This window comes from Tenacibaculum maritimum NCIMB 2154 (genome assembly GCF_900119795.1).
Taxonomy (GTDB): domain Bacteria; phylum Bacteroidota; class Bacteroidia; order Flavobacteriales; family Flavobacteriaceae; genus Polaribacter; species Polaribacter maritimus.
In genome coordinates this window covers 1428472-1452039 of the sequence record NZ_LT634361.1, presented here as the reverse complement: position 1 = coordinate 1452039, position 23568 = coordinate 1428472, and the positions used below count along the sequence as shown (strand labels likewise).

19 protein-coding genes and 1 pseudogene are annotated in these 23568 nt (G+C 31.6%); 11 read left to right on the top strand and 9 right to left on the bottom strand.

Annotated elements, in window-relative coordinates; translation table 11 throughout:
• Positions 1-26: 26 nt before the first annotated feature.
• The 4 genes and pseudogenes from MARIT_RS06565 to MARIT_RS16235 all read right to left on the bottom strand — a co-directional run.
• Positions 27-1733: a sodium:solute symporter family protein gene (locus tag MARIT_RS06565; RefSeq protein WP_100211100.1), complete on the bottom strand. Its 1707-nt coding sequence runs from the start codon at positions 1731-1733 to the stop codon at positions 27-29.
• A gap of 27 nt (positions 1734-1760) precedes the next feature.
• Complete coding sequence (locus tag MARIT_RS06560; protein ID WP_100211099.1) at positions 1761-2018, bottom strand: DUF4212 domain-containing protein; 258 nt, start codon at positions 2016-2018, stop codon at positions 1761-1763.
• Between the two features lie 433 nt (positions 2019-2451).
• Positions 2452-2754, bottom strand: coding sequence for a terminase gpP N-terminus-related DNA-binding protein (locus MARIT_RS06550; protein WP_157926215.1), 303 nt, complete (start codon positions 2752-2754; stop codon positions 2452-2454).
• Positions 2755-2775: 21 nt separating this feature from the next.
• Positions 2776-2865, bottom strand: a pseudogene (locus tag MARIT_RS16235) (transposase-like zinc-binding domain-containing protein); the annotation flags it as partial.
• A 107-nt stretch (positions 2866-2972) separates the two neighbouring features.
• Between MARIT_RS16235 and MARIT_RS06545 the strand changes: the two are divergent.
• Together MARIT_RS06545 and MARIT_RS06540 are read left to right on the top strand one after the other, a co-directional pair.
• The gene (locus tag MARIT_RS06545; protein ID WP_100211097.1) at positions 2973-3749 is read left to right on the top strand and encodes a sulfite exporter TauE/SafE family protein; all 777 of its coding nucleotides are present in this window, start codon (positions 2973-2975) and stop codon (positions 3747-3749) included.
• A 208-nt stretch (positions 3750-3957) separates the two neighbouring features.
• On the top strand, positions 3958-4770 hold the full coding sequence (locus MARIT_RS06540) for a TerC family protein (protein ID WP_100211096.1): 813 nt from the start codon (positions 3958-3960) through the stop codon (positions 4768-4770).
• Between the two features lie 73 nt (positions 4771-4843).
• Here MARIT_RS06540 and MARIT_RS06535 read toward each other — a convergent pair whose 3' ends face one another.
• Entirely contained in the window at positions 4844-5314 is a 471-nt protein-coding gene (locus MARIT_RS06535) for a Dps family protein (protein WP_024741926.1), read from the bottom strand.
• A gap of 113 nt (positions 5315-5427) precedes the next feature.
• Between MARIT_RS06535 and MARIT_RS06530 the strand changes: the two genes are divergently transcribed.
• Positions 5428-6381, top strand: coding sequence for a hydrogen peroxide-inducible genes activator (locus MARIT_RS06530; protein ID WP_024741925.1), 954 nt, complete (start codon positions 5428-5430; stop codon positions 6379-6381).
• Positions 6382-6475: 94 nt separating this feature from the next.
• Here the strand turns inward: MARIT_RS06530 and MARIT_RS06525 are convergent, their stop codons facing one another.
• Entirely contained in the window at positions 6476-8095 is a 1620-nt protein-coding gene (locus MARIT_RS06525) for an ABC-F family ATP-binding cassette domain-containing protein (protein ID WP_024741924.1), read from the bottom strand.
• A gap of 246 nt (positions 8096-8341) precedes the next feature.
• Here MARIT_RS06525 and MARIT_RS06520 point away from each other — a divergent pair, with 246 nt between their 5' ends.
• From MARIT_RS06520 to thrC, 8 genes are all read left to right on the top strand, one after another.
• A complete protein-coding gene (locus MARIT_RS06520) occupies positions 8342-9694 on the top strand; it encodes a hypothetical protein (RefSeq protein ID WP_157926214.1) in 1353 nt (450 codons plus the stop codon).
• Between the two features lie 144 nt (positions 9695-9838).
• Entirely contained in the window at positions 9839-11644 is a 1806-nt protein-coding gene (locus MARIT_RS06515) for a DEAD/DEAH box helicase (RefSeq protein ID WP_100212009.1), read from the top strand.
• A gap of 120 nt (positions 11645-11764) precedes the next feature.
• Positions 11765-12544, top strand: a complete 780-nt coding sequence (locus MARIT_RS06510; protein WP_100211094.1) for a carboxypeptidase-like regulatory domain-containing protein — start codon at positions 11765-11767, stop codon at positions 12542-12544.
• A gap of 163 nt (positions 12545-12707) precedes the next feature.
• A complete protein-coding gene (locus tag MARIT_RS06505) occupies positions 12708-13205 on the top strand; it encodes a DUF6702 family protein (protein WP_024741920.1) in 498 nt (165 codons plus the stop codon).
• Between the two features lie 79 nt (positions 13206-13284).
• A complete protein-coding gene (locus tag MARIT_RS06500) occupies positions 13285-15522 on the top strand; it encodes a M1 family metallopeptidase (RefSeq protein ID WP_100211093.1) in 2238 nt (745 codons plus the stop codon).
• A 329-nt stretch (positions 15523-15851) separates the two neighbouring features.
• Positions 15852-18293 carry a bifunctional aspartate kinase/homoserine dehydrogenase I gene (gene thrA, locus MARIT_RS06495; protein WP_100211092.1) on the top strand — a complete coding sequence of 814 codons (2442 nt, stop codon included), beginning with the start codon at positions 15852-15854 and terminating at the stop codon, positions 18291-18293.
• Positions 18294-18303: 10 nt separating this feature from the next.
• The gene (locus MARIT_RS06490; RefSeq protein WP_100212008.1) at positions 18304-19227 is read left to right on the top strand and encodes a homoserine kinase; all 924 of its coding nucleotides are present in this window, start codon (positions 18304-18306) and stop codon (positions 19225-19227) included.
• A gap of 13 nt (positions 19228-19240) precedes the next feature.
• Entirely contained in the window at positions 19241-20545 is a 1305-nt protein-coding gene (thrC, locus tag MARIT_RS06485; protein ID WP_100211091.1) for a threonine synthase, read from the top strand.
• 232 nt (positions 20546-20777) lie between these two features.
• Here thrC and lgt read toward each other — a convergent pair whose 3' ends face one another.
• The 3 genes from lgt to cysS form a co-directional block, all read right to left on the bottom strand.
• Positions 20778-21605: a prolipoprotein diacylglyceryl transferase gene (gene lgt, locus MARIT_RS06480; protein WP_100211090.1), complete on the bottom strand. Its 828-nt coding sequence runs from the start codon at positions 21603-21605 to the stop codon at positions 20778-20780.
• A gap of 79 nt (positions 21606-21684) precedes the next feature.
• The gene (gene yidD, locus MARIT_RS06475; protein WP_100211089.1) at positions 21685-21924 is read right to left on the bottom strand and encodes a membrane protein insertion efficiency factor YidD; all 240 of its coding nucleotides are present in this window, start codon (positions 21922-21924) and stop codon (positions 21685-21687) included.
• Between the two features lie 6 nt (positions 21925-21930).
• Positions 21931-23409: a cysteine--tRNA ligase gene (cysS, locus tag MARIT_RS06470; RefSeq protein ID WP_024741913.1), complete on the bottom strand. Its 1479-nt coding sequence runs from the start codon at positions 23407-23409 to the stop codon at positions 21931-21933.
• Between the last annotated feature and the right edge of the window lie 159 nt (positions 23410-23568).

Here is a 23568-nt window from a genome sequence, read left to right as displayed (position 1 = left end):
TTTAATATCCCCCAAAAATCCTTTCTCTAATGTTCTATAGCTTCTCCCACACCACTTGGTATTCTTATATTTTCTACTATTTCTTTAACTTCCTCAGGGGGTGCAGCTGTGATTCTTGATATGACTACAGAAAACATGACATTTACAAACATTGCTACCGTACCGAAACCTTCTGGAGACACTCCAAACCACCAATCATTTTTAAGAGCCGCTACACTTTCTTTCCCTCCATCAAAAACTCCAAACTTAAATTTTAGCATATAGTAAAGCATTAACAGCAAACCTATAACCATACCTCCAATAGCCCCTTCTTTATTCATTCGTTTATCAAAAATTCCCAATACAATTGCTGGAAAAAAAGAAGCTGCCGCCAACCCAAATGCTAAAGCAACAACCGCAGCAACAAATCCTGGTGGGTTTATTCCAAAATACCCTGCAATGACTACTGCTACAGCTGCACTTAAACGAGCTGCTATTAATTCTCCTCTTTCAGAAATACTTGGATGAATGATTTTCTTTAGTAGATCATGTGATATCGATGATGCAATTACCAATAACAGTCCCGCTGCTGTTGATAGTGCCGCTGCTAAACCTCCTGCTCCTACTAATGCAACTACCCAATTAGGCAATTTTGCTATCTCAGGGTTTGCTAGTACCATAATATCTCTATCTATAGTAAGTTCATTAACACTTTTATTAGCTCTGTATTGCACTAGCCCATCTTTATTTTTATCCTCATATTTTAACAATCCTGTTTTCTCCCAATTTCCTACCCATTCAGGCAATTCTTTATACGCTTTATTATTTACTGTTTCAATTAAATTTGTTCTTGCAAAAACAGCTACAGCAGGAACAGTCGTATATAAAATTGTAATAAAAAGCAACGCCCATCCTGCTGATTTTCTAGCATCTTTCACCTTAGGTACCGTAAAAAACCTCACTATTACATGCGGCAATCCTGCTGTTCCAGCCATTAAGGCCAACGTAATCGCAAATACATCTATCATAGACTTACTTCCTGAGGTATATTCATAAAAACCGAGTTCTTTATGCAAGCCATCTAACTTGTCTAATAAATAAACCCCATCAACCCCCGTACCTCCAAATCCTAATTGAGGAATTAGATTTCCTGTCATTTGTATTGATATAAAGATCGCAGGCACCATAAAAGCAAAGATCAACACGCAGTATTGCGCTACTTGGGTATAAGTAATCCCTTTCATCCCTCCCAATACTGCATAAAATAGTACGATTGCCATACCTATATATACTCCTGTATTTATATCTACCTCTAAATACCTAGAAAAAACAATTCCTACCCCTCTCATTTGTCCTGCAACATAAGTAAACGATACTATTAAAGCCGCAATAACAGCTACAATACGCGCCGTATCAGAGTAATACCTATCTCCAATAAAATCAGGAACAGTAAATTTCCCGAATTTCCTTAGATAAGGAGCCAGTAACAACGCTAAAAGAACATAACCTCCAGTCCATCCCATCAAATATACAGATCCGTCATACCCTCCAAAAGACACAATACCTGCTAAAGAAATAAATGAAGCGGCAGACATCCAATCTGCGGCAGTTGCCATACCGTTAATTATAGGTGGTACTCCTCCTCCTGCTACATAAAATTCTTTAGAAGATCCTGCTCTAGCCCATATTGCTATTCCTATATAAAGCGCAAAAGTAATTCCTACAAGTATCCATGTCCATGTTAATATTCCCATAATCCGTTATTTTTTTTATCTATTTTACTATTCATCAACCCCATATTTTTTATCTAGTTTGTTCATTAATCTTACATAAACGAATATTAAGACTACAAATACATACATTGCTCCTTGTTGAGCAAACCAAAAACCTAACTTAAACCCACCTAATCTGAATTCATTTAATTGGTGCACTAATAATATACCAAACACATAAGAAACTAAAAACCAAATCAGTAATAATATTGACAGGTATCGAAGGTTTTCTTTCCAGTACGCTTTTTTTTGTTTTTTATCCAACATTTTATTTTGAAAATAATTACTAATTAAACCTAGGCTACACAAGTTAACCCTTCACTAAAAAAACATTTTTTTGCCCATAAGAGTTATTCTTCAAACACCTAAAAAGCACTTTTTAAGATTGAAGTAAGGATTTTTATGGTTTTGAATAAAAGTTAAAAGTAGCTTTTAAGATACAGTGCTGGATTTTTTTGAAAAAAACTTCCAATAATGCTACTTTTCTAAATAATACTCTTAGGCTTTTTTGGCAGGAGACCCTAGAAAATATATAAAACAATAGTAGTTTAAATATATTTATGAAAGCAATAACCTCTGCTCCTAGTGTCTCTTTTATAGTTACATATTTCATAATAATTTGATTTTATGTGCACTACTAAGCTCTAAAAAAGAATGCTTTAACAAAAAAAGGAGATACTTTTTTGCTAATTAAATATAGTTAATCTTTAAATCGCTCCCATTTTATCAACATAAACTTATCTCCTAATTCAGTAACGAGTACTCCTGCTCCAGTTAAATTAGTAGAATCTTGAAAATATTTAGACAATTCTGCCGCATTCAAAATTTTATATGTAGGATGATAACTTGAATTCTTAGGTCGCTTTATATTATATTTTTTCACCCAATTCATTATAGTAACATGAGAAATCCCTAATATTCTTTCTATCTCTCTATAAGTCAAACCTTCTAAGTATAGTTGAAATGCTTTACTAACATAATAACTATCTATTTGCTTCCCCAACTTGTTCACTGTAAAAAAATAATTACAATTCTTACATTTATATCGTTGCCTATTATTTACTATTCCGCTCTTTATATATGTATTCGAGTTACAATTAGGGCAGTTTTTCATATTGACTATATTTAATTAGCATAAATATATTAAATTAGCACATTAATTATTTATAAAAACCCAAAATTATTTTTTAAATCGTCATTTTTTTCACCGTACTTTATGTTATGATTTTAAGTTATGCTCATCTATTAGATATACTCACAATACACTGGCATGTTGTACTCTTTTTTTTCATCATAGCTGCTTTATATTCCTCTGTCGGCTTCGGTGGTGGCTCTAGCTATTTAGCTATTCTCTCTTTAACAGGAATTGCCTATATAGAAATTAGATCCATTGCATTGCTATGTAATATTATCGTGGTTACTGGAAATGTAATCTTATTTCACCGCCAGCAATGCTATAATTGGAGCAAAATACTTCCTTTAGTCTTGTTTAGCGTTCCGATGGCTTTTATGGGAGGTTATCTTAAAGTTAACCAAACTTTCTTTTTTATCCTTTTAGGAATTACTTTACTGTTTGCTTCAATAACCATGTGGCTTTCTAAAAAAGAATTTAACAAGTACGCCAATTCTCCCCTAAGTTTTGTAAAAAACGCTAGTTATGGAAGTTGTATTGGATTTATTTCAGGAATGGTTGGCATTGGCGGAGGTATTTTTCTCGCTCCTTTACTTCATTTAACAAATTGGGATTCTTCGAAAAAAATTGCTGCAACTGCTAGCTTTTTCATTTTGGTAAATTCTCTTTCAGGACTTGCTGGGCAATATGCAAATCCTCTTTTTAAAATAAACTGGGATTTAACTATTATTTTATTGATGACTGTTTTTATGGGAGGACAAATAGGAAGTCGAACAGGAAGTTTTTTTACTTCTACTCAGCTAAAAAGAGCTACAGCTATCTTAATAGCATCTGTAAGTATGAAAATATTATGGAAATATCTATAAACACTTCCATGCTGAAAAGATACTGTTTCTAAAACAGCAACTATCTATACCATTATACTTTTTTAAATCAATTATATAAAAAATCATAACGAAAACTACCAATAAAGAAGCCTCTTAAAGGCTAAAAGGAATTAGCTCTCTCCTAAGAAATAGGAAAAATCAAGATGAGTTTATATATTTGACAAAATTAATTACACCATTTAAAACTATGCTAGGAATCATATTTACCTTACTAATGTTAGTCTTGCTACAAGCTGTACTCGGCTTTGACAACCTATTATACATTTCTTTAGAATCTAAAAAAGCTCCACAATCTGATCAAAAAAGAGTCCGAAAAGTAGGCATACTAATCGCTATTTTTCTAAGAATTTTACTGCTTTTTGTTTTGGTTTCTATTATAGATTTCTTTCAAGAGCCTTTTTCTTTTTTAACTGGGGAAATAAAAAATATCATCAAATTTGCTTTTAATGGGCATAGCTTAATTGTTTTAGCTGGAGGTGGATTCATCATTTATACAGCTATTAAGGAAATTTGGCATATGATTGCTAGTTCGAATCTAACACATAATATTGAAGATCCTGATAGCAGCACTAAAAAATCTTCAAACGCTGTTATTATCAGTATTGTTTTGATGAACTTAGTTTTCTCTTTTGACTCTATTTTAGCTGCTATCGGTTTAACTAGCGAAATAGAAAATTCTACGATAGCTTTTATTGTCATGGCTATTGCTATTGTTATAAGCGGTTTACTTATGTTGGTTTTAGCTGATAGAATTTCTATCTTTTTGGCTAAAAACCGTATGTATGAAGTTTTAGGACTTTTTATTCTTTTTATCGTCGGAATTATGTTGATTACTGAAGGAGGCCATTTAGCACATATAAAACTCTTTGGTAATGAGATTGTTCCTATGAGTAAAACTACTTTCTATTTCGTATTAGCCATATTAGTAATTGTTGATGTGGTTCAAAGTAAATATCAAAAAAAGATTTTGGCAGAAAAAGATTTATCACAAAACAAATAAACATCATAATAAAAGGGAGTAAATAATTAATTCGCTCCCTTTTATTTTTTAAAACTAATTCAACTTCGTTCCACTAACCCAACCAAGCATTCATCATCCATACTGTTTTTTCTTGTTCTGCTATAAAATCACTCATCATCGAATTTGTTCCTTCATCATCTGCTTCATCTGCCAATTCTAAAATAATTCTCTCTAATTTCAATAATTCTGATAACGACGCTACGATTAAGTTTACCGCTTCTTCATCATTAGAAACTTCTTTTCCTACAGGTACTTTTGATAATTTTACATAATCTTCAAAAGTATGCAACGGGGTTCCCTGTAATGTCAAAATACGCTCTGCTATCAAATCTACTTTCTCTTGAGCATCTGTATAAAACTCTTCAAACTTCATATGAAGTTCAAAAAAATTCTTCCCTTTAATATTCCAATGTAACCCTCTCGCATTTTGATAATAAACTTGGAAGTTCGCTAATAATACATTTAATTCTTGTACTAATTCTGCTGTTTTTACTTTATCTAATCCTAAAATTGTTGTATTCATTATTATGTTTTTCTATTGTTAATTTTTATACCTCAAAGTTAACTTAAATTAACATTTTTTTATCATAAAAATAAATTGATAGATTTAATACCTTTATCAAAATTTTTTATACAATGACTATTTCCCAACTTAAGTACGTTTTATCAGTCGCAGAATACCATAATTTTACCATTGCGGCGGAACACAGCTTTGTAACTCAACCTACATTGAGTATGCAAATTCAAAAATTAGAAGAAGAACTAGAAGTAAAAATTTTCAATCGCTCTAAAAAACCTATAGAATTAACAGAGGTTGGAAAGCGAATTGTTGAACAAGCAAAAGTTATCGTTGATGAAAGCAATAGAATTATTGATATCGTTCATCAACAAAAAGGGTATATAGGAGGTGAATTCAAATTAGGAATCATCCCTACCGTTATGCCTACACTATTGCCTATGTTTTTGAATAATTTCACTAAGAAATATCCAAAAGTAAAGCTAATTGTTGAAGAACTTACTACTGAAGAAATTGTTAGAAAATTAACTGATGGCCATATAGATGCCGCTATTGCTGCTACTCCTTTGGAAAATGAAGCCATTAAAGAACGCCCATTATATTATGAGCCTTTTGTAGGACTCATCCCTGAAGGACATCGCTTATTTAATCAAAAACTCATTAATGTTGATGAGTTGGAAATGGATGACATCCTTCTCTTAGAAGATGGTCATTGCTTTAAAGACAGCATTATTAACCTTTGCAGAACTTATAAAAACAATGGCTGTAAGCACTTTCAATTAGAAAGCGGTAGTTTTTCTACCTTAATTAAATTATCCAAAGAGGGCTTAGGAATGACCCTACTACCTTATTTACATACCCTAGATTTAAACAAAGAAGATAAAAGCCATTTACGTGAATTCACTAGCCCTCCTCCTGCTAGAGAAGTTAGCCTAATTTACCACAAATCACAACTTAAGATGCAGTTAATAAAAGCTCTAAAAGAGATTATTGACAGTGTTGTTCGCGGTGCTATTTCTTTTAGCGATGTAAAAATAATAAGTCCCTTACATAAAAAACAGCACGCCAAATAACATAAGAATACATAAAAAAACCATGCTTTTTATCAAAACATGGTTTTTTTAATTTTATAAAGATATCAAGGTCATCCTTGGTTGTTTATTTTCCTTATGCGTACATCTTATTTCTTAGTTCCTTTATTTTCGGGTCGCTTAAATATTCATCAAAAGTAGCATACTTATCTATCACTCCTTTTGGGGTAATCTCTATGATTCTATTCGCTACCGTTTGTGCAAACTCATGGTCATGCGTAGAAAATAATATTGTTCCTTTAAAATTAATCAGCGAATTATTTAATGCTTGAATAGATTCTAAATCCAAGTGATTTGTTGGTTCATCTAACAATAAAATATTTGCTCTAGTCATCATCATTTTAGACAACATACAGCGTACTTTCTCTCCTCCTGACAAAACATTACTCTTTTTTAATGCTTCTTCTCCTGAAAAGATCATTTTACCTAAAAACCCTCTTAAAAAAACCTCTTCCCTTTCTTCTTCTGTCTTAGCATACTGACGTAACCAATCTACTAAATTCAAATCTCCATTTTGAAAGAAAGCAGAATTATCAGAAGGCAAATAAGATTGAGTAGTAGTTACTCCCCATTTAAAAGTTCCTTCATCTGCTGCTTCATTTCCTGATATAATTTGATAAAATGCCGTTACTGCTTTAGAGTTCTTAGATATAATAGCTACCTTATCCCCTTTGTTCAAATTAATGTCTATATTAGAAAATAAAGCTTCTCCTTCAAAGTTTTTTGATAATCCTTCAATATTCAAAATTTGATCTCCTGCTTCTCTATCTCTATCAAATATAATAGCAGGATACCTACGAGATGAAGGCTTAATTTCTTCTACATTTAATTTTTCTATCATTTTTTTACGAGAAGTAGCTTGCTTTGATTTTGCTACATTCGCAGAAAAACGTCGTATAAATTCTTCTAACTCTTTCTTCTTATCTTCTGCCTTCTTATTTTGCTGAGCTCGCTGCTTCGCTGCTAATTGAGAAGATTCATACCAAAATGTATAATTTCCAGAATAATGATTGATTTTTGAGAAATCAATATCAGAAATATGAGTACAAACAGCATCTAAAAAGTGACGATCATGAGATACCACAATAACAGTATTTTCATAATTTGCCAAAAAATTCTCTAACCAAGCTATTGTTTCAAAATCTAAATCATTCGTAGGCTCATCCATAATTAAAACATCTGGATTCCCAAATAAACATTGAGCTAATAAAACACGTACTTTCTTCTTTGGATCCAAATCAGCTAATAAGGTATAATGATCTTCTTCTTTTATTCCTAAATTAGATAATAAGCTAGCTGCTGAAGCATCTGCATTCCATCCATCCATTTCTTCAAAACGAACTTGCAACTCTCCTATCTTTTCTGCATTTTCATCTGTATAATCTGCATATAAAGCATCTATTTCGGCTTTAATTTTATGCAATTCTTTATTTCCCATTAGAACAGACTCCAATGCTGTGTACTCATCAAAGGCATAATGATCTTGGGTTAATACAGACATTCTTTTTCCTGGTTCCAAATGAACATGCCCAGAAGTTGGCTCTTGTACTCCTGATAAAATCTTTAGAAAAGTAGATTTTCCAGCACCATTTGCTCCAATAATTCCGTAGCAATTTCCTTGTACAAACTTTGTATTTACTTCATCAAATAATATACGTTTTCCAAACTGAACTGATAAATTAGAAACTGATAACATTTTTCGTCTTTTAAATTTTGTGCAAAAGTATAAAATCTAAAAACGATAATTATAAATTATACCACAAATTTTAGAATTTGATTATTTACTTCATTATGCATACTTTAGCCCTCGTTAATTCTAACGCATACCTGCCCCTCTTCTTGTTAAAATAATTCTTTTAACAACGAATTAACATCTATATCTGAGGCAGATATGTACTTTTGTAATTATATAAAGATCGATTTTCATTGAATGAATGCAAAAATGAAATACATTATCCCCTTTTTCCTCCTCTCTATCGTCTTTGCTTGTAAAGAATCAAAGGAAAATAACACTGCTTACTTGGGCGGAAAAATAATCAATCCTAAATCAGATTACATCATACTTTTTAATCATGATAAAGTTTTGGATAGCATAAAACTGAATGAAGATCATACTTTTTCTAGAAAGTTTAATAATATAAAGGAAGGATTGTATTATTTTAAACACGGTCCAGAACATCAATATATTTATTTAGAACCTAATGATAGCCTGTTAATACGTTTGAACACTTGGGATTTTGATGAATCTTTGGTTTTTAGTGGTTCTAGTGCTAACAAAAATAATATTTTAATTAATTCTTTTTTAGATGCCGAAAAAAAAGAACAGTTTTTTCATAATCTGCATCAGTTACCTCCTAGCAAATTTAAAGCAAAGATAGATTCTTTAAAACAGGTTAATCTAAAACAAATTGAAGAATTCAAAATCAACAATCCTAATGTTTCTAATAAATTTTTAGAAATTTTAAATATCTCTTTTATATTCCCTTTATATAGTGAATTAGAATGTTATACTGTAAACTATAAACCTACCATCAACCCTATAAATCTACCTAGCTTTTTTAAGCATAGAAAAAGTATCAATATGGGGCTAGATTCTATTATGTTTTTTAGTACTTATAGCGACTATGTAATTGGTAAAATATATAATGATGTTTACCAACAAGGATTCCAAAAAGATACTGATGAATTTACGGTTGCTTTATTAAAAGCTATTGATAATAATATCAGTTCCGAAAAACTTAAAAACACCTATCTTAAACATGCCACTGTGAAGTATTTTTACAGAAAATCTAGTTGCGATATTAATAAAAATTCTTTTTACACCTTTTTTAAACTAAATACCTCTATAAAAGATAAAAAAGAAATACAACGGCTCCTAAATGATGCAAAACAATTAAGAAGAAAAGATTCTTTTCCTAGCTTTAATGTTATGAACTCCAATGGAGATAGCCTAGATATTCGAAAAGTAATTAAAGGAAAGAAAAGCGCTGTATATTTTAGGAATACCGATCATTCTCTTAGCAATACGGTAGCTTCAAGAACTAACTTTTTATCTAAAAAAGTTCCTGGTATTCAATTTGTTATTATAAATATGATTGGCAATAATGACTATTACTCTAGAAAAATGAATACCAAGGAACAGTATTATTTAAAAGATAATAGTAAAGCTTATCAATTTTTAACTAGTAAATACCCAAGAACTGTACTAGTTAGCGAGAATGGAGTAATACAAAATGGATTTAGTTCATTTAACTCTATGAAGATTTTAAAACAACTTCAAGAACTCGAAAAATAAACTTTCATAGTTGTATCCATTTTTTTAATGTACCTTTGCGCGATTTTATTGATGAAACATTCTGTTTTTATCAATAAAGTCAATGTCGAATTAAGAATACGAATTTACAGGTGGGCGTCTGTGAATTCTTCAAAAAAACACAGTATGTCAACATTTTTAGAGTTAGGCTTAAAAGAGCCTATAAACAAAGCGTTAACTGATTTAGGTTATGAAAAACCTACAGTTATCCAAGAAAAAGCAATCCCTCAAATTATATCATCTACTGATGACTTAAAAGCTTTTGCTCAAACGGGAACAGGTAAAACAGCTGCATTTAGCTTACCTCTTCTTGAATTAATTGATGATAGTAATAAAAATACACAAGCTATCATCTTATCTCCTACCCGTGAACTCGCTGTTCAAATAGGAAATAACATCAAAGATTTCTCTAAGTATTTACCAAACTTAAAGGTTGTTACAGTATATGGAGGATCTAACATAGAAGAACAGATCAGAGGTTTGAAAAAAGGAGCACAAATTGTGGTTGGTACTCCTGGTAGGACGGTAGATCTAATAAATCGTAGAGCCCTAAAACTAGGAAATATTCAATGGTTAGTTTTAGATGAAGCTGATGAAATGTTAAATATGGGCTTTAAAGACGAATTAGATAAAGTCTTAGAAGCAACCCCAGAAACAAAGCAAACATTGCTTTTTTCAGCCACCTTTCCTAGAGAAGTTGAAGCTATTGCTAAAAACTACATGACCAATCCTGTTGAAATTACTTCAGGTGAAAAAAATCAAGGATCTGACAATGTAAGTCATGAATATTATCTTGTTACAGAAAGAACTCGTTATCCTGCTTTAAAAAGAGTGGCCGATTTAAATCCAAATATCTACGGGATTGTATTCTGTAGGACTCGTCGTGAAACTCAAGAAGTTGCCGATAATTTAATAAAAGATGGATATAGTGCTGATGCTCTTCATGGTGATTTATCTCAAGCACAAAGAGATAGTGTAATGAATAAATTCCGCAAAAAAAGAGTTCAAATATTAGTAGCTACTGATGTTGCTGCACGTGGATTAGATGTAAATAACTTAACGCATGTAATCAACCATAAATTACCAGACCAAATTGAAAACTACAATCACCGTAGTGGTCGTACTGGTAGGGCTGGAAACAAAGGGATTTCAATTGCTCTAGTTACTAAAAAAGAGCAAGGAAGATTAAGACCCATTGAACGTATCATTAAAAAGAAATTTATTCATACACCTGTTCCTTCTGGAAAAGAAATTTGTCAAAATCAATTATTTCATTTAATCGATAAGGTTCAAAATGCAGAGGTTAATACTTCTCAAATCAATGATTTCCTTCCTAATATATATGAAAAGCTAGAAGAATTAAGTCGTGAAGAACTAATTCAAAAATTTGTCTCATTAGAATTCAACTCATTTTTATCGTACTATGAAAATGCCCCTGATTTAAATGATTTATCTTCAAAAAGTAACTCTAGAGGAAGAAGCGATAATGAAAACATGACTCGTTTCTTCATTAATATCGGTCGTAAAGATAAACTAAATCCAGGTAAATTAATTGGATTAATCAACGACCAAAATATTGGGGATAAGGTAGAAATAGGTGCTATTGATATTTTAGATACCTTCTCTTTCTTCGAAATAGATAAAAATTATGAAGAAAAAACACTGGAAGCCTTTCAATTAAATAGTCCTGATTTCGATGGACGCTCTGTTAATATCGAAATTACTAATAAAGATCGTTCTGGTAGAGGAAAAAGACGAAGAGGAAAAAAACCTTTCGGCGGGAAAAAAGGAGGAGATTTTGGAAGACGTAGAAGTGCTGAATTTTCTAATAAAAATGATTCAGGAAAAAAATCTAGGCATTCTGACAGATCTGATAGAGCATCTAGCAGTAGAAAAACTGGGAGTTTTGGAAGAAGACGCAGAGAACGTTAATCTTCTATCAAAAAACTAATTAATAAGGCTTTTGTTTAAAACAAAAGCCTTATTAATTTAACAAAAAATTAAAAGTTCATTAATACATTTTTAAGAAAAAGACTTCTTTTATTTGTAAATATGAAAAAAAGCGTGCTTTTAGTTACATTATTATTCATCTTAAGCGTTACTTTTGCACAAGAAGGTAAACATCTTATTAAAGGAAAAATATTGTTACAAAATATTCCAGTTTCTGATGTACATATTACCAATAAAAATACGAAAGCAGGAACTATTTCTAACAATTATGGAATATTTGAAATCTATGCCTCAAAAGGAGATTCCATTTCTTTTTCTCATGTAAACTTACGAAATAAAACACTTGTAATTGACACAAAAAAACTCGATATCCCCTCCCTTATTGTTCCATTAACTGAAAAATCAATTATTTTGAACGAAGTAGTGGTTGGCGAAAATAAAAGTATTTTTTATATTGATAAAAGCATTGCTAATCATTCTACTGATATCAATGCTACTACTTTAAAACTTCCTTACACTAAAAAAACTAAAAAAAATAAGGAAGCGTCTATTAAAATAAACACTGGTATTTCTTTTAGCTTAGATCATATTTTGAGTCAAGTATCTGGCCTTTCTAAAAGAAGAGAAGCTGCAAATAAAATGGCAAAAGAGGATGAACTACTTAATGCTATAAGAAAATACTTTACCGATGATTTTTTTATCACTGATTTAAGCATCAAAAAAGCATATATCAATCGTTTTTTAAATTACTGTATTGATAAAAATATTATTTATTACTATAGAAAAGAGAATCAGCTAAAATTAGTAGAAGTACTCCTTTCTGAAAGTAAAAAATTCCCTTATCAAATAGAAAGAGATAGTACTTTACTCTCTAAGAGATAGACTATCGTCTCCTCTATTCTAGCTTATCTAATAGTGAAGTAGAAAAGACCCACATTATAGTTTAACAAGCATTCTTCTAAAAATCAGCACAAAAGAAAAAGATTATATAAAAAACAGTAACTTGGCACATTTATTAATTTTTAATAGCCTATAATCCTATTTTATGAAACTTAAAAAAGTATTATTATTACTTACTACTATTTCTCTTTTATCTTTTTCTATACATAAATACTATTTAAGCCTAACACAAATAGCTTTTAACGAGAAGCACCAGTCTGTACAAATAATAATGAATCTTTTTATAGATGATATAGAAACAGCCATTAACCAAACATACCATATAGATGCACAACTTACCACCAATAAAGAACTCCAAAATATTGACACTTATTTTATCAAATATTTAGAAACCAATTTTAAGATAAAAATTAATGGAAGTTCCAAAACATATAACTTTATAGGAAAAGAATATGATGGAAATATTGTTTATTTTTATCTAGAAGTTGAAAATATACCTCTAGTCAAAGCAATAGAGGTTGAAAATAAAATTCTAATGAATTATTTTCTAGAACAACAAAACCTTATTAAAACCAAGATAGGTAAACAACATAAAAGTTTATTATTTACCAAAAAAAACCATAAAGGTTTGTTAAAGTTTTAAGAATTTAATCGATAAACTGATGATTATTCAGTATTTTTCCGCCTTTATTCAAAATCACAATCAATATTAATCATTCAAAATGAAGAAATTAGCAGCATTACTTTTTTCCGCTTTATTTGTTTCTTTTGGGGCTACAGCCCAAGAAGCTCCTCAAAAAAAGCGGCAATCTGGTCATACAAATCAAAATAAATTTAGGCAATTAAAAGATGTCTTACCTACTCCAACAACTACTCGATTAGCTTCTGGTGCTCCTGGTTATAACTATACACAACAAAAAGTTGACTATGTAATGGATCTCCGCTTAGATGAAAAAACAGATCGTATATATGGAGATGAAATGATTACTTACCATAATAACTCTAAAGACAATTTAGAATACTTATGGGTACAATTGGATCAAAATGTTCGCGCTGCTGACTCTAAAACCCCTCTAGCTAAATCTACCGGAGCTAGTAGTTTTCTAACACCTGAAAAATTTGTTAAAGAAAATATGGGAAGAAAACTAGATTACGGTTTTAAGATTGAAGCGGTGAAATATCCTAATGGTAAAAATTTATCATATACCATCAACCGCACAATGATGCGCATAAATTTACCTAAACCTTTAGCTTCTGGAGAAACGTTTAAGTTTAGAATTAAATGGAATTATTTAATCAATAATTACAGAAAAGATGGTGGACGCTCAGGCTATGAGCTTTTCCCTGATGGAAACAAAAACTATACTATCGCTCAATTTTTCCCTAGATTAGCTGTATATGATAATGTGGAAGGATGGCAAAATATGCAATTTTGGGGAAGAAGTGAATTTGCCTTAGAGTTTGGTGATTACGAGGTAAAGTTAACCGTTCCTGCTGACCATGTTGTAGATGCAACTGGCGACTTACAAAATGAAAAAGAAGTACTAACCAGAGAGCAACGTAAACGTTTCGAAAAAGCTAGAAAATCATTTAAAAATCCTGTTTTTATAGTTACGCAAGAAGAAGCTGAAATTGCTGAAAAAGGACACTCCAATAAAACTAAAACATGGCACTTTAAAGCGAAAAACGTTCGTGATTATGCTTTTGCTTCTTCAAGAAAATATATTTGGGATGCAATGGCTGTTGATATTAACGGTAAAACTGTCATGGCTGTTTCTCTTTACCCTAAAGAGGGGAATCCTTTATGGGAAGCGCATTCTACTAGAGTAGTTGCAAATACCTTAGAAGAGTATTCTAAGCTAACTTTTGATTATCCTTACAGCAAGGCTGTTTCTGTACATGCTGAAGATCAAGGAATGGAATACCCTATGATTTGCTTTAATTTTGGAAGACCGAATCCTGATGGAACTTATTCTGAAAGAACTAAAAACAGAATGATCGGAGTCATTACGCACGAGGTAGGTCACAACTTCTTTCCTATGATAGTAAATTCTGACGAACGTCAATGGACATGGATGGATGAAGGACTAAACTCTTTTGTAGAAATTTTAGCTGAATTAGATTACGACCCAAATTTTAATACAGGTAACTTGCCTAAAGATATCGTAGGGTATATGGGTGGAGACCAAAGTAATTTATCTCCCATTATGACTCAAGGTGATGCAGTTCATCAATTCGGACCTAATGCTTACACCAAACCTGCTGCTGGTTTGTATATGTTACGTCAAACAATCATGGGACCAGAGTTATTTGACTATGCTTTTAGAACTTACTCGCAACGATGGATGTTTAAACACCCTACTCCAGCTGATTTTTTTAGAACAATGGAAGATGCTTCTGGTATGGACCTAGATTGGTTTTGGAGAGGATGGTTTTATACTACAGATTATTCTGATATAGGTATCAAAGAAGTAAAACCTTTATTTTTAACAAACAAACCTAACGAAAAAATTGCTCAATTAATTGAAAGTAATCCTAGAGCTAAGGCTTATTTTGACTCTTTAGGGGATATTGTTTTTATGACTGATAAAAAAGAAAATGCTAATAGTGAAACCATTGAAAAATACATAAATACTTTGTCTGCTGAAAAGAAAAATGCCTTAAAAGAATTGCCTAAGTATATGTATCAAGTAGAGTTTGAAAAACCTGGTGGGCTGCCAATGCCTATCATTATAGAACTTACTTATGCTGATGGAACTAAGAAAAGAGAAACATTTCCTGCTCAAATTTGGATGAAAGATGATGCAAAAGCTTTTAGGGTATTTACTTCTTCTAAAGAAATAAAAAGCTTTATGATTGATCCTGATTTAGAAACAGCTGATGTTGATACTTCTAATAATAGCTGGCCTAGAAAGAATTTTAATAAATTTGATTCCTTCAAAAGAAAAGTTAAAAATTAATCTTAGAAATATCTTACAATAAAAAAGCACAATCGTAAATAATGATTGTGCTTTTTTTATAACCTCAATTATTTTTTAGAAAAATTTTCTTTTTAAATTATAATTTGTAGCTTTACCCCAGTGAATGATAATAAAAGAAATATCCGTTTTTACAATACTACTACAACTGTAGCGGGTTCTTTTATTGGCACTATTATTTCTACGACGATTACCCTTTAAGGGGTACATTTTATTACATATCATCCAAGGTTATATTTATATTTTCAAAAAAATTGAAATCAAATAAATAGTATCATATATCATTTTTTTAACATCAAATTTCATGCATAATGAAAGTCTTAAAATTCGGAGGTTCATCAGTAGCCAATAGTCAAAATATTCAAAAAGTAATTCAAATTATAAGCAATGCTTCTTTACACGAAAAAATAATAGTAGTAGTCTCTGCTTTTGGAAAAACAACCAATAAATTAATAGAAGCTTCTCAAAAAGCTTCCCAAAAAGACCAAGGGTACATCGCTTTACTAAAAGAGGTGGAAGAACTTCATATGAAAGTCGTTAAAGAGTTGATTCCTATCATTGAACAGAGTAGCGTATTAAGCCAAGCTAAAAGATTATTCAATCATTTAGAAACTTTATTAGAAGGGTGCTATTTACTACAAGAAATAACGCCAAAGACATTAGCTACTATCAGTGGTTTTGGAGAATTACTATCTTCTTATATCATTTCAGAAGTTGCTAAAAACAAATTAAATGCTTGTTATAAAGATAGTAGAGAACTTATCATTACCTCTAATTTATATGAAAAAGCAAAGGTAAACTTCCATAAAACCACTAATAATTGCCAAGGATATTTCCCTCAAAATAAATACCAGGTAACCATTCTTCCTGGTTTTATTGCTGCTACTGAAAACGGGCAAACAACTACTCTAGGTCGCGGAGGATCTGATTATTCTGCTGCTATTTACGCAGCTGCTTTGAATGCTTCTGAATTGCAAATTTGGACAGACGTTAGCGGAATGTACACTGCAAATCCTAATCTTGTAAAACAAGCATTCCCGATTCCTCATATATCTTACCAAGAAGCCATGGAGCTATCTCATTTTGGAGCAAAAGTAATTTATCCACCTACTATTCAACCTGTATTAGAAAAACAGATTCCAATAATTATAAAAAATACTTTTGATCCTGATCATGAGGGGACTCGTATTGCCTTAAAAACCGCTACTAAAAACCCCGTAAAAGGAATAAGCCATATAGAAAACATCACTTTACTCACTTTAGAAGGAAGTGGTATGGTTGGTGTTTCTGGTATCTCGAAACGCTTATTTGAAACCCTATCTTCTGAAAATATCAATGTGGTATTAATTACTCAAGCTTCTTCAGAACATTCAATTTGTATTGGTATTTATGATGAAGATGCTCAAAAAGCGACTGAACATATTAACAAGGCTTTTGCTTTTGAAATCGAACAGCATAAAATAGCTCCTATAATCATCGAGAAACAATTAGCCATCATTGCATTAGTTGGTGACAATATGAAAAGTCATCAAGGTTTGAGCGGGCAAATGTTTAGCGCTCTCGGCAAAAATAACGTAAACATCAGAGCAATTGCTCAGGGCGCTTCTGAAAAAAACATTTCAGCAGTTATCAATAGCGTCGATGCTAAAAAAGCATTAAATACATTACATGAGCAATTCTTTGAGGAAAAAATAAAACAACTACACCTTTTTGTCACAGGAGTAGGAAATGTAGGAGAACGATTTCTTTCTCAAATCAATCAACAGTCAACTTATTTAAAAAAACATTTAAAGTTAAACATTAGAGTTATTGGAATTTCAAATTCTAAAAAAATGATCTTTGATGAAAATGGAATTGATTTAAGTACTTGGAAGGAAGCTTTAAATAAAGGCGAATCTAATAGTTTAACAGGCTTCTTCAGTAAAATAAAACTTCTTAATTTACGTAACTCTGTGTTTGTTGATAATACTGCTAATCTTCAAGTTTCTGAAACCTACGAAAACTATCTTAGCCATAATATAGGTGTTGTTACTTGTAATAAAATAGCCTGTGCTTCTAAGCTGGAAAACTATAAAAACCTAAAAAGAATTTCTAGGAAATACAACGCTCCTTTTTTGTTTGAAACGAATGTTGGTGCTGGGTTACCAATTATAGACACACTAAAAAACCTTATCGCTTCAGGAGATAGAATTCTTAAAATTCAAGCAGTTTTATCAGGAAGTTTGAATTTTGTTTTTAATAATTTTAATGAAACTACTACCTTTCATCATGTCGTTTCAACTGCTCAGAAAGAAGGATATACCGAGCCTGATCCTAAAATTGATTTAAGTGGTATAGACGTAGCTCGTAAAATATTAATCTTAGCAAGGGAAAGCGGCTTTGAGTTAGAACTCTCAGATATTCAAAATGATTCATTTCTTCCTGAAAAAAGCCTAAATACAACAACAAATCATGATTTTTATAATAGCTTAACTGAATTTGAACCTCATTTTCAAAAAATCTATCAAGAAGCTAGCCATCAAAATAAGCGCTTAAAATATGTTGCTGAATTTATAAACGGAAAAGCAAAAGTAGGCCTCCAGCACATTCCGCCAAAGCATCCTTTTTACAATTTGGAAGGAAGCGATAATATTGTACTTTTCTACACCGAAAGATACCCTGTAAATCCGCTCATTATAAAGGGAGCTGGAGCTGGAGCAGACGTTACTGCTTCTGGTATTTTTGCAGATGTAATTAGAATTGGTAATAATTAAACATATACAAATGGATACTATAAAAATTTTTACACCTGCTACCGTGGCCAATGTATCTTGTGGTTTTGATGTTCTTGGTCTTTGTTTAGATACGGTTGGAGATGAAATGATTATTAGCAAAACAGTAACTAAAGGAATAACAATCAGTAAAATTGTGGGGCAACATCTGCCATTAGAAGCTACTAAAAACGTAGCTGGTGTTGCTGCTTTGGCATTATTAAAAAAAACGGATATTGATTATGGATTTGATCTTCAAATTTATAAAAAGATAAAGCCTGGAAGCGGTATAGGAAGTAGTGCTGCCAGTGCAGCAGGAGCCGTATTTGGTATTAATAAACTATTAGGAAATCCTTTTTCTAGCAGAGAATTGGTTTCTTTTGCTATGGAAGGAGAAAAACTAGCCAGCGGTACTGCACATGCTGATAATGTTGCTCCTGCCCTCTTAGGCGGATTTACTTTAGTTAGAAGTTATGCTCCTTTAGATATTATCAAAATTAATGCTCCTAAAGAGTTATACGTCACTGTTATCCATCCTCAAATTGAAGTTAAAACTGCTGATGCTCGGTCTGTTTTAAAACAAAAAGTAACTCTGAAAGAAACAGTTGAACAATTAGGAAATCTTGGAGGATTAATTAGCGGTTTATATACCAATGACTATGATTTAATAGGTAGATCTCTTCACGATAAAATAGTAGAACCACTACGAGCCATTCTAATCCCTGAATTTGATATCGTTAAAAACAGATGTAAACATGCAGGAGCATTGGGTAGTGGTATTTCTGGATCTGGCCCTTCAATTTTTGCTCTCAGCAAAGGACAAAATACTGCTCAAAAAGTAGCGGAAGTAATGGGTGCAACCTATAAAAAAGTAGGAATAGATTTTGATATCCACCTATCAAAAGTTAATTCAGAAGGAATCAAAATTTTATCTTAATCAATCTTGCAAAATGAACTATTTTAGCCTTAACCATACATCACCAAAAGTAAACTTCAAAGAAGCTGTTATCAATGGATTAGCTCCTGATAGAGGGCTTTACTTTCCCGAAAATATAACACCACTCTCTAACAATTTCATTAAAAATATTGAAAATTATTCTAATGAGCAAATCGCCTATGAAGCAATAAAACAATTCGTTGGTGATGAAATTCCAAAAGAAGATTTATTAAAAATTATTAGTGAAACAATATCTTTCGATTTTCCTATTCAAAAAATTGAAGAAAATATTGGTGCTTTAGAGCTATTTCATGGCCCTACCATGGCTTTTAAAGACGTAGGTGCTCGTTTTATGGCTCGTTGCTTGGGGTATTTTAATGAAAACAATCAAAATCAAGTAACCGTATTAGTAGCTACTTCAGGCGATACTGGTGGTGCTGTTGCTAACGGATTTTTAGAAGTCAAAGGAGTAAATGTCGTCATTCTTTATCCTAGTGGAAAAGTAAGTGATATTCAAGAAAAGCAATTGACAACTTTAGGAAAAAACATTACTGCATTAGAAGTTGATGGCACCTTTGACGATTGCCAAGAAATGGTAAAATCTGCTTTTTTAGACCCTCAAATTTCACGCAATTTAACCTCCGCTAATTCCATAAATATAGCGCGTTGGCTCCCTCAAATGTTTTATTTTTTCTTTGCTTATAAACAACTATACAAACAGCATAAAGAAATCATTTTTTCCGTTCCTAGCGGGAACTTTGGAAATATTTGCGCTGGAATTATGGCTCAAAAGCTAGGGTTACCCATAAAGCATTTTATAGCTTCTACGAACATTAATGATACCGTTCCTAGTTTTTTAACCAACGAAAAATACGAACCAAAACCTTCTAAAGCTACTATTTCTAACGCTATGGATGTAGGAAATCCTAGTAATTTCATTAGAATACAAGCTCTATTCAATAATGATATCAATGAATTAAGAAAAACTTTTGCTGCTTATTCTTTCTCAGACATGGAAACTCGTAAAGCAATGAAAGCTATTTTTCAACAAACAAATTATATTGCTGATCCTCATGGAGCTGTTGGTTATTTGGGTTTAAAAAAGTTTGGGATAACTAAAAATCAGTTTGGAATTTTTTTAGAAACGGCTCATCCTGTTAAATTTTTAGATGTTGTAGAAGAAACACTCAGTACTACAATTGAAATTCCTACGCCAATACAGGCAATTATGCGTAAACAAAAACAAGCTATTAAAATAAGTACTTATGAGGCACTGAAATTATTCTTAAATAACATGGAGCTCAACAAACGGTCTTAAGTCGAGCTCACATTAAATAAAAATCTATCTCATCTAGAAAATACTATATAAAAAGGAGGCATTGTAGTTACAATGCCTCCTTTTAGAACCTTCCAATACCAGTTACCAGTTTATCAATTATTATTTAAAACAATCTTAAAAAGAAGTAAAGCTATCTCATATAAAATAAGAAAAACTCTTTTTATTTCGATAATTTCAATTGATAAATAATAATAGTATCAAATACAAATCTTTATTTCTTATTATTTCTAAACATCAACCAAAATCCGATTAAAACTAAAGGGATGCTCAATACTTGCCCTGTATTTAATGAGTTAAACACCCAATCTTCTCTTCCTTCTACTTGTGCTTCTTTTAAAAACTCAATACAAAAACGCAATGACCATAGTACTACCATGAATAGTCCAAATAAAAATCCTGTTTGCTCCTTTTTATCAGTTTTCCAATAAAAATACCAAAGCACAAAAAACAATGCCAAATAACTAAAAGCTTCATACAACTGAGTTGGATGTCTAGCTACTGTTTCTCCTGCTCCTTTAAAAATAACTCCAAAGTTACTTCCTGTTGGTTTTCCGTAAATTTCTGAATTAAAAAAGTTTCCTAAACGAATAAAAAAGCCAGCTAAAGCAACCATTATTGCTAATCTATCTAAAATAAATAGCCATGGTTTTTCTAAATGCTTCTTTGCATAAAAGTACATGGCTAAAATAATACCTATAGCAGCTCCATGGCTAGCAAAACCTGTAAATCCAGTGAACTTCCAAGAACCATCTGCTAATTTTTTAAACGGTATAAATATTTCTAATAAATGATTCTGATAGTAATCCCAACTATAAAAGAAAACATCTCCTAAGCGCATTCCTACTAGCATTGATATAAAAACATACATAAATAATGGATCCAGTTTTTCAACCGGAACTTTATCGTTTATAAAGATTTTTTTCATCAAATGTAACCCTAATAAAAAGGATGCTACAAACATTAAACTATACCAACGAACGGTAAAAAAGCCTAGGTTTATTCCTAACGAAGGATCCCAAACTACAGCTAAATAATTCATGTACTTTTATTTATTATATTAATCACAATTCCTACTATGTAAAAAATTGCTTTTGCTAGCTCTTAAAAAAGCAATAGCGTTATTGTTTCTTTTCTTTTTTAGGTACTGGATCATACCCACTTCCTCCCCAAGGATGACAACTAAATATCCGTTTTATTGCCAACCATCCTCCATATAACAATCCGTACTCTTTCAATGCTTCTATTGCATAACTTGAGCAAGTTGGTGTATATCTACAAGTTGCTGGTGTAAACGGAGAAATTGCCAATTGATAAAAACGTACTAACAATATAAATGGATATGTGAATATTCTTTTCAATCGATATTAATTTATAGCAAAAGTAGTTCCCTCTCTTCCATCTTTTAATTGAATACCTAATGCTAACAATTCATCTCTTATTTGATCTGAAAGTGCCCAGTCTTTGTTTTCTCTCGCCTCTTTTCTCAATTTAATTAACAACGCTACTACTCCATCAACCTTATCCGAACTTTGTTGTTGTACCTCATCCATTAAACCTAAAACATCAAATACAAAGGCACTCATTGTAGCTTTTAACAACTCTAAATCCTCCTTCGTAATTCGTATCTTCTTATCTTTCAATAAATTTATATGCTTTACAGCCTCAAATAGATGCGCTATTAAAATAGGCGTATTAAAATCATCATTCATCGCATCATAGCACTTCTGCTTCCATCCCTTCACATCAAATTCTGATGTGCTTCCTTCTTCAATACTATTTAGTGCTTTAAAAGCCTCCATCAGTTTATGGTATCCTTTTTCCGAAGCTAATAAAGCATCGTTAGAAAAATCCAAAATACTGCGATAATGGGCTTGCATTATAAAAAAGCGTACAACTCCAGCTGAAAAAGCTTTCGTAAGAATTTTATTATTTCCACTTAAAATTTCTTCTGGAAGAATATGATTTCCTGTTGACTTTGCCATCTTTTGGCTATTTAACAAAAGCATATTGGCATGCATCCAATAATTAACAGGTTGCACTCCTGAACAAGTATGCGATTGTGCTATTTCACATTCGTGGTGCGGAAACTTTAAATCCATTCCTCCTCCATGAATATCAAATTGCTCTCCTAAATATTTCGTACTCATCACAGAACATTCTAAATGCCATCCTGGAAATCCGTCAGACCAAGGAGAAGGCCAACGCATGATATGTCTTTCATCCGCTTTTTTCCAAAGCGCGAAATCTTGTGGATTTTTCTTTTCCGACTGTCCATCTAACGTTCTCGTATTATGAATAGCATCTTCAATATTTCTTCCTGAAAGAATTCCATAATGATGATCCTTGTTATACTTAATAACATCAAAATATACCGAACCATTTACCTCATAAGCCAATCCTTTTTCCATAATTTGCTTAATCATTTCAATCTGCTCTACAATATGCCCCGTTGCTGTTGGTTCTATACTTGGTGGTAAAAAATTGTATTGTTTAGTTACATTATGAAAATCTACTGTGTAACGCTGTACCACTTCCATAGGTTCAATTTGTTCTAAACGTGCTTTTTTAGCAATTCTATCTTCTCCTTCATCAGCATCATTTTCCAAATGACCTGCATCTGTAATATTTCTTACATAACGAACTTTATATCCTAAATGCTTAAAGTAACGAAACACCATATCAAATGACATAAACGTCCTTACATTTCCTAAATGTACATTACTATATACTGTTGGACCACAAACATACATTCCTACATACCCTTCATTTACAGGCTTAAAAAGTTCTTTGCTTTTGGATAATGAGTTGTATATTTTAATTTGATTTTCTTTATATAATTCCATTGAAAAAGTAACTATTTACAGAGGCTAAATATAGGCACTTTATAAAGAATAGCGAAATTGATTTTATTAGAAATTCGTTAAAAGTAATTCCTCTTTTATTCATCAATATTCTCCCCTTTTGTTTCTATCAATTTCCATTCTTATAACTTACTTTTTCTT

Bases quoted from the DNA above. Each gene is read 5' to 3' on its own strand.
- MARIT_RS06565 (WP_100211100.1), bottom strand. From the start codon at position 1,733: ATGGGAATATTAACATGGACATGGATACTTGTAGGAATTACTTTTGCG.
- MARIT_RS06560 (WP_100211099.1), bottom strand. From the start codon at position 2,018: ATGTTGGATAAAAAACAAAAAAAAGCGTACTGGAAAGAAAACCTTCGA.
- MARIT_RS06545 (WP_100211097.1), top strand. From the start codon at position 2,973: ATGATTTTAAGTTATGCTCATCTATTAGATATACTCACAATACACTGG.
- MARIT_RS06540 (WP_100211096.1), top strand. From the start codon at position 3,958: ATGCTAGGAATCATATTTACCTTACTAATGTTAGTCTTGCTACAAGCT.
- MARIT_RS06535 (WP_024741926.1), bottom strand. From the start codon at position 5,314: ATGAATACAACAATTTTAGGATTAGATAAAGTAAAAACAGCAGAATTA.
- MARIT_RS06530 (WP_024741925.1), top strand. From the start codon at position 5,428: ATGACTATTTCCCAACTTAAGTACGTTTTATCAGTCGCAGAATACCAT.
- MARIT_RS06525 (WP_024741924.1), bottom strand. From the start codon at position 8,095: ATGTTATCAGTTTCTAATTTATCAGTTCAGTTTGGAAAACGTATATTA.
- MARIT_RS06520 (WP_157926214.1), top strand. From the start codon at position 8,342: ATGAAATACATTATCCCCTTTTTCCTCCTCTCTATCGTCTTTGCTTGT.
- MARIT_RS06515 (WP_100212009.1), top strand. From the start codon at position 9,839: ATGTCAACATTTTTAGAGTTAGGCTTAAAAGAGCCTATAAACAAAGCG.
- MARIT_RS06510 (WP_100211094.1), top strand. From the start codon at position 11,765: ATGAAAAAAAGCGTGCTTTTAGTTACATTATTATTCATCTTAAGCGTT.
- MARIT_RS06505 (WP_024741920.1), top strand. From the start codon at position 12,708: ATGAAACTTAAAAAAGTATTATTATTACTTACTACTATTTCTCTTTTA.
- MARIT_RS06500 (WP_100211093.1), top strand. From the start codon at position 13,285: ATGAAGAAATTAGCAGCATTACTTTTTTCCGCTTTATTTGTTTCTTTT.
- thrA (WP_100211092.1), top strand. From the start codon at position 15,852: ATGAAAGTCTTAAAATTCGGAGGTTCATCAGTAGCCAATAGTCAAAAT.
- MARIT_RS06490 (WP_100212008.1), top strand. From the start codon at position 18,304: ATGGATACTATAAAAATTTTTACACCTGCTACCGTGGCCAATGTATCT.
- thrC (WP_100211091.1), top strand. From the start codon at position 19,241: ATGAACTATTTTAGCCTTAACCATACATCACCAAAAGTAAACTTCAAA.
- lgt (WP_100211090.1), bottom strand. From the start codon at position 21,605: ATGAATTATTTAGCTGTAGTTTGGGATCCTTCGTTAGGAATAAACCTA.
- cysS (WP_024741913.1), bottom strand. From the start codon at position 23,409: ATGGAATTATATAAAGAAAATCAAATTAAAATATACAACTCATTATCC.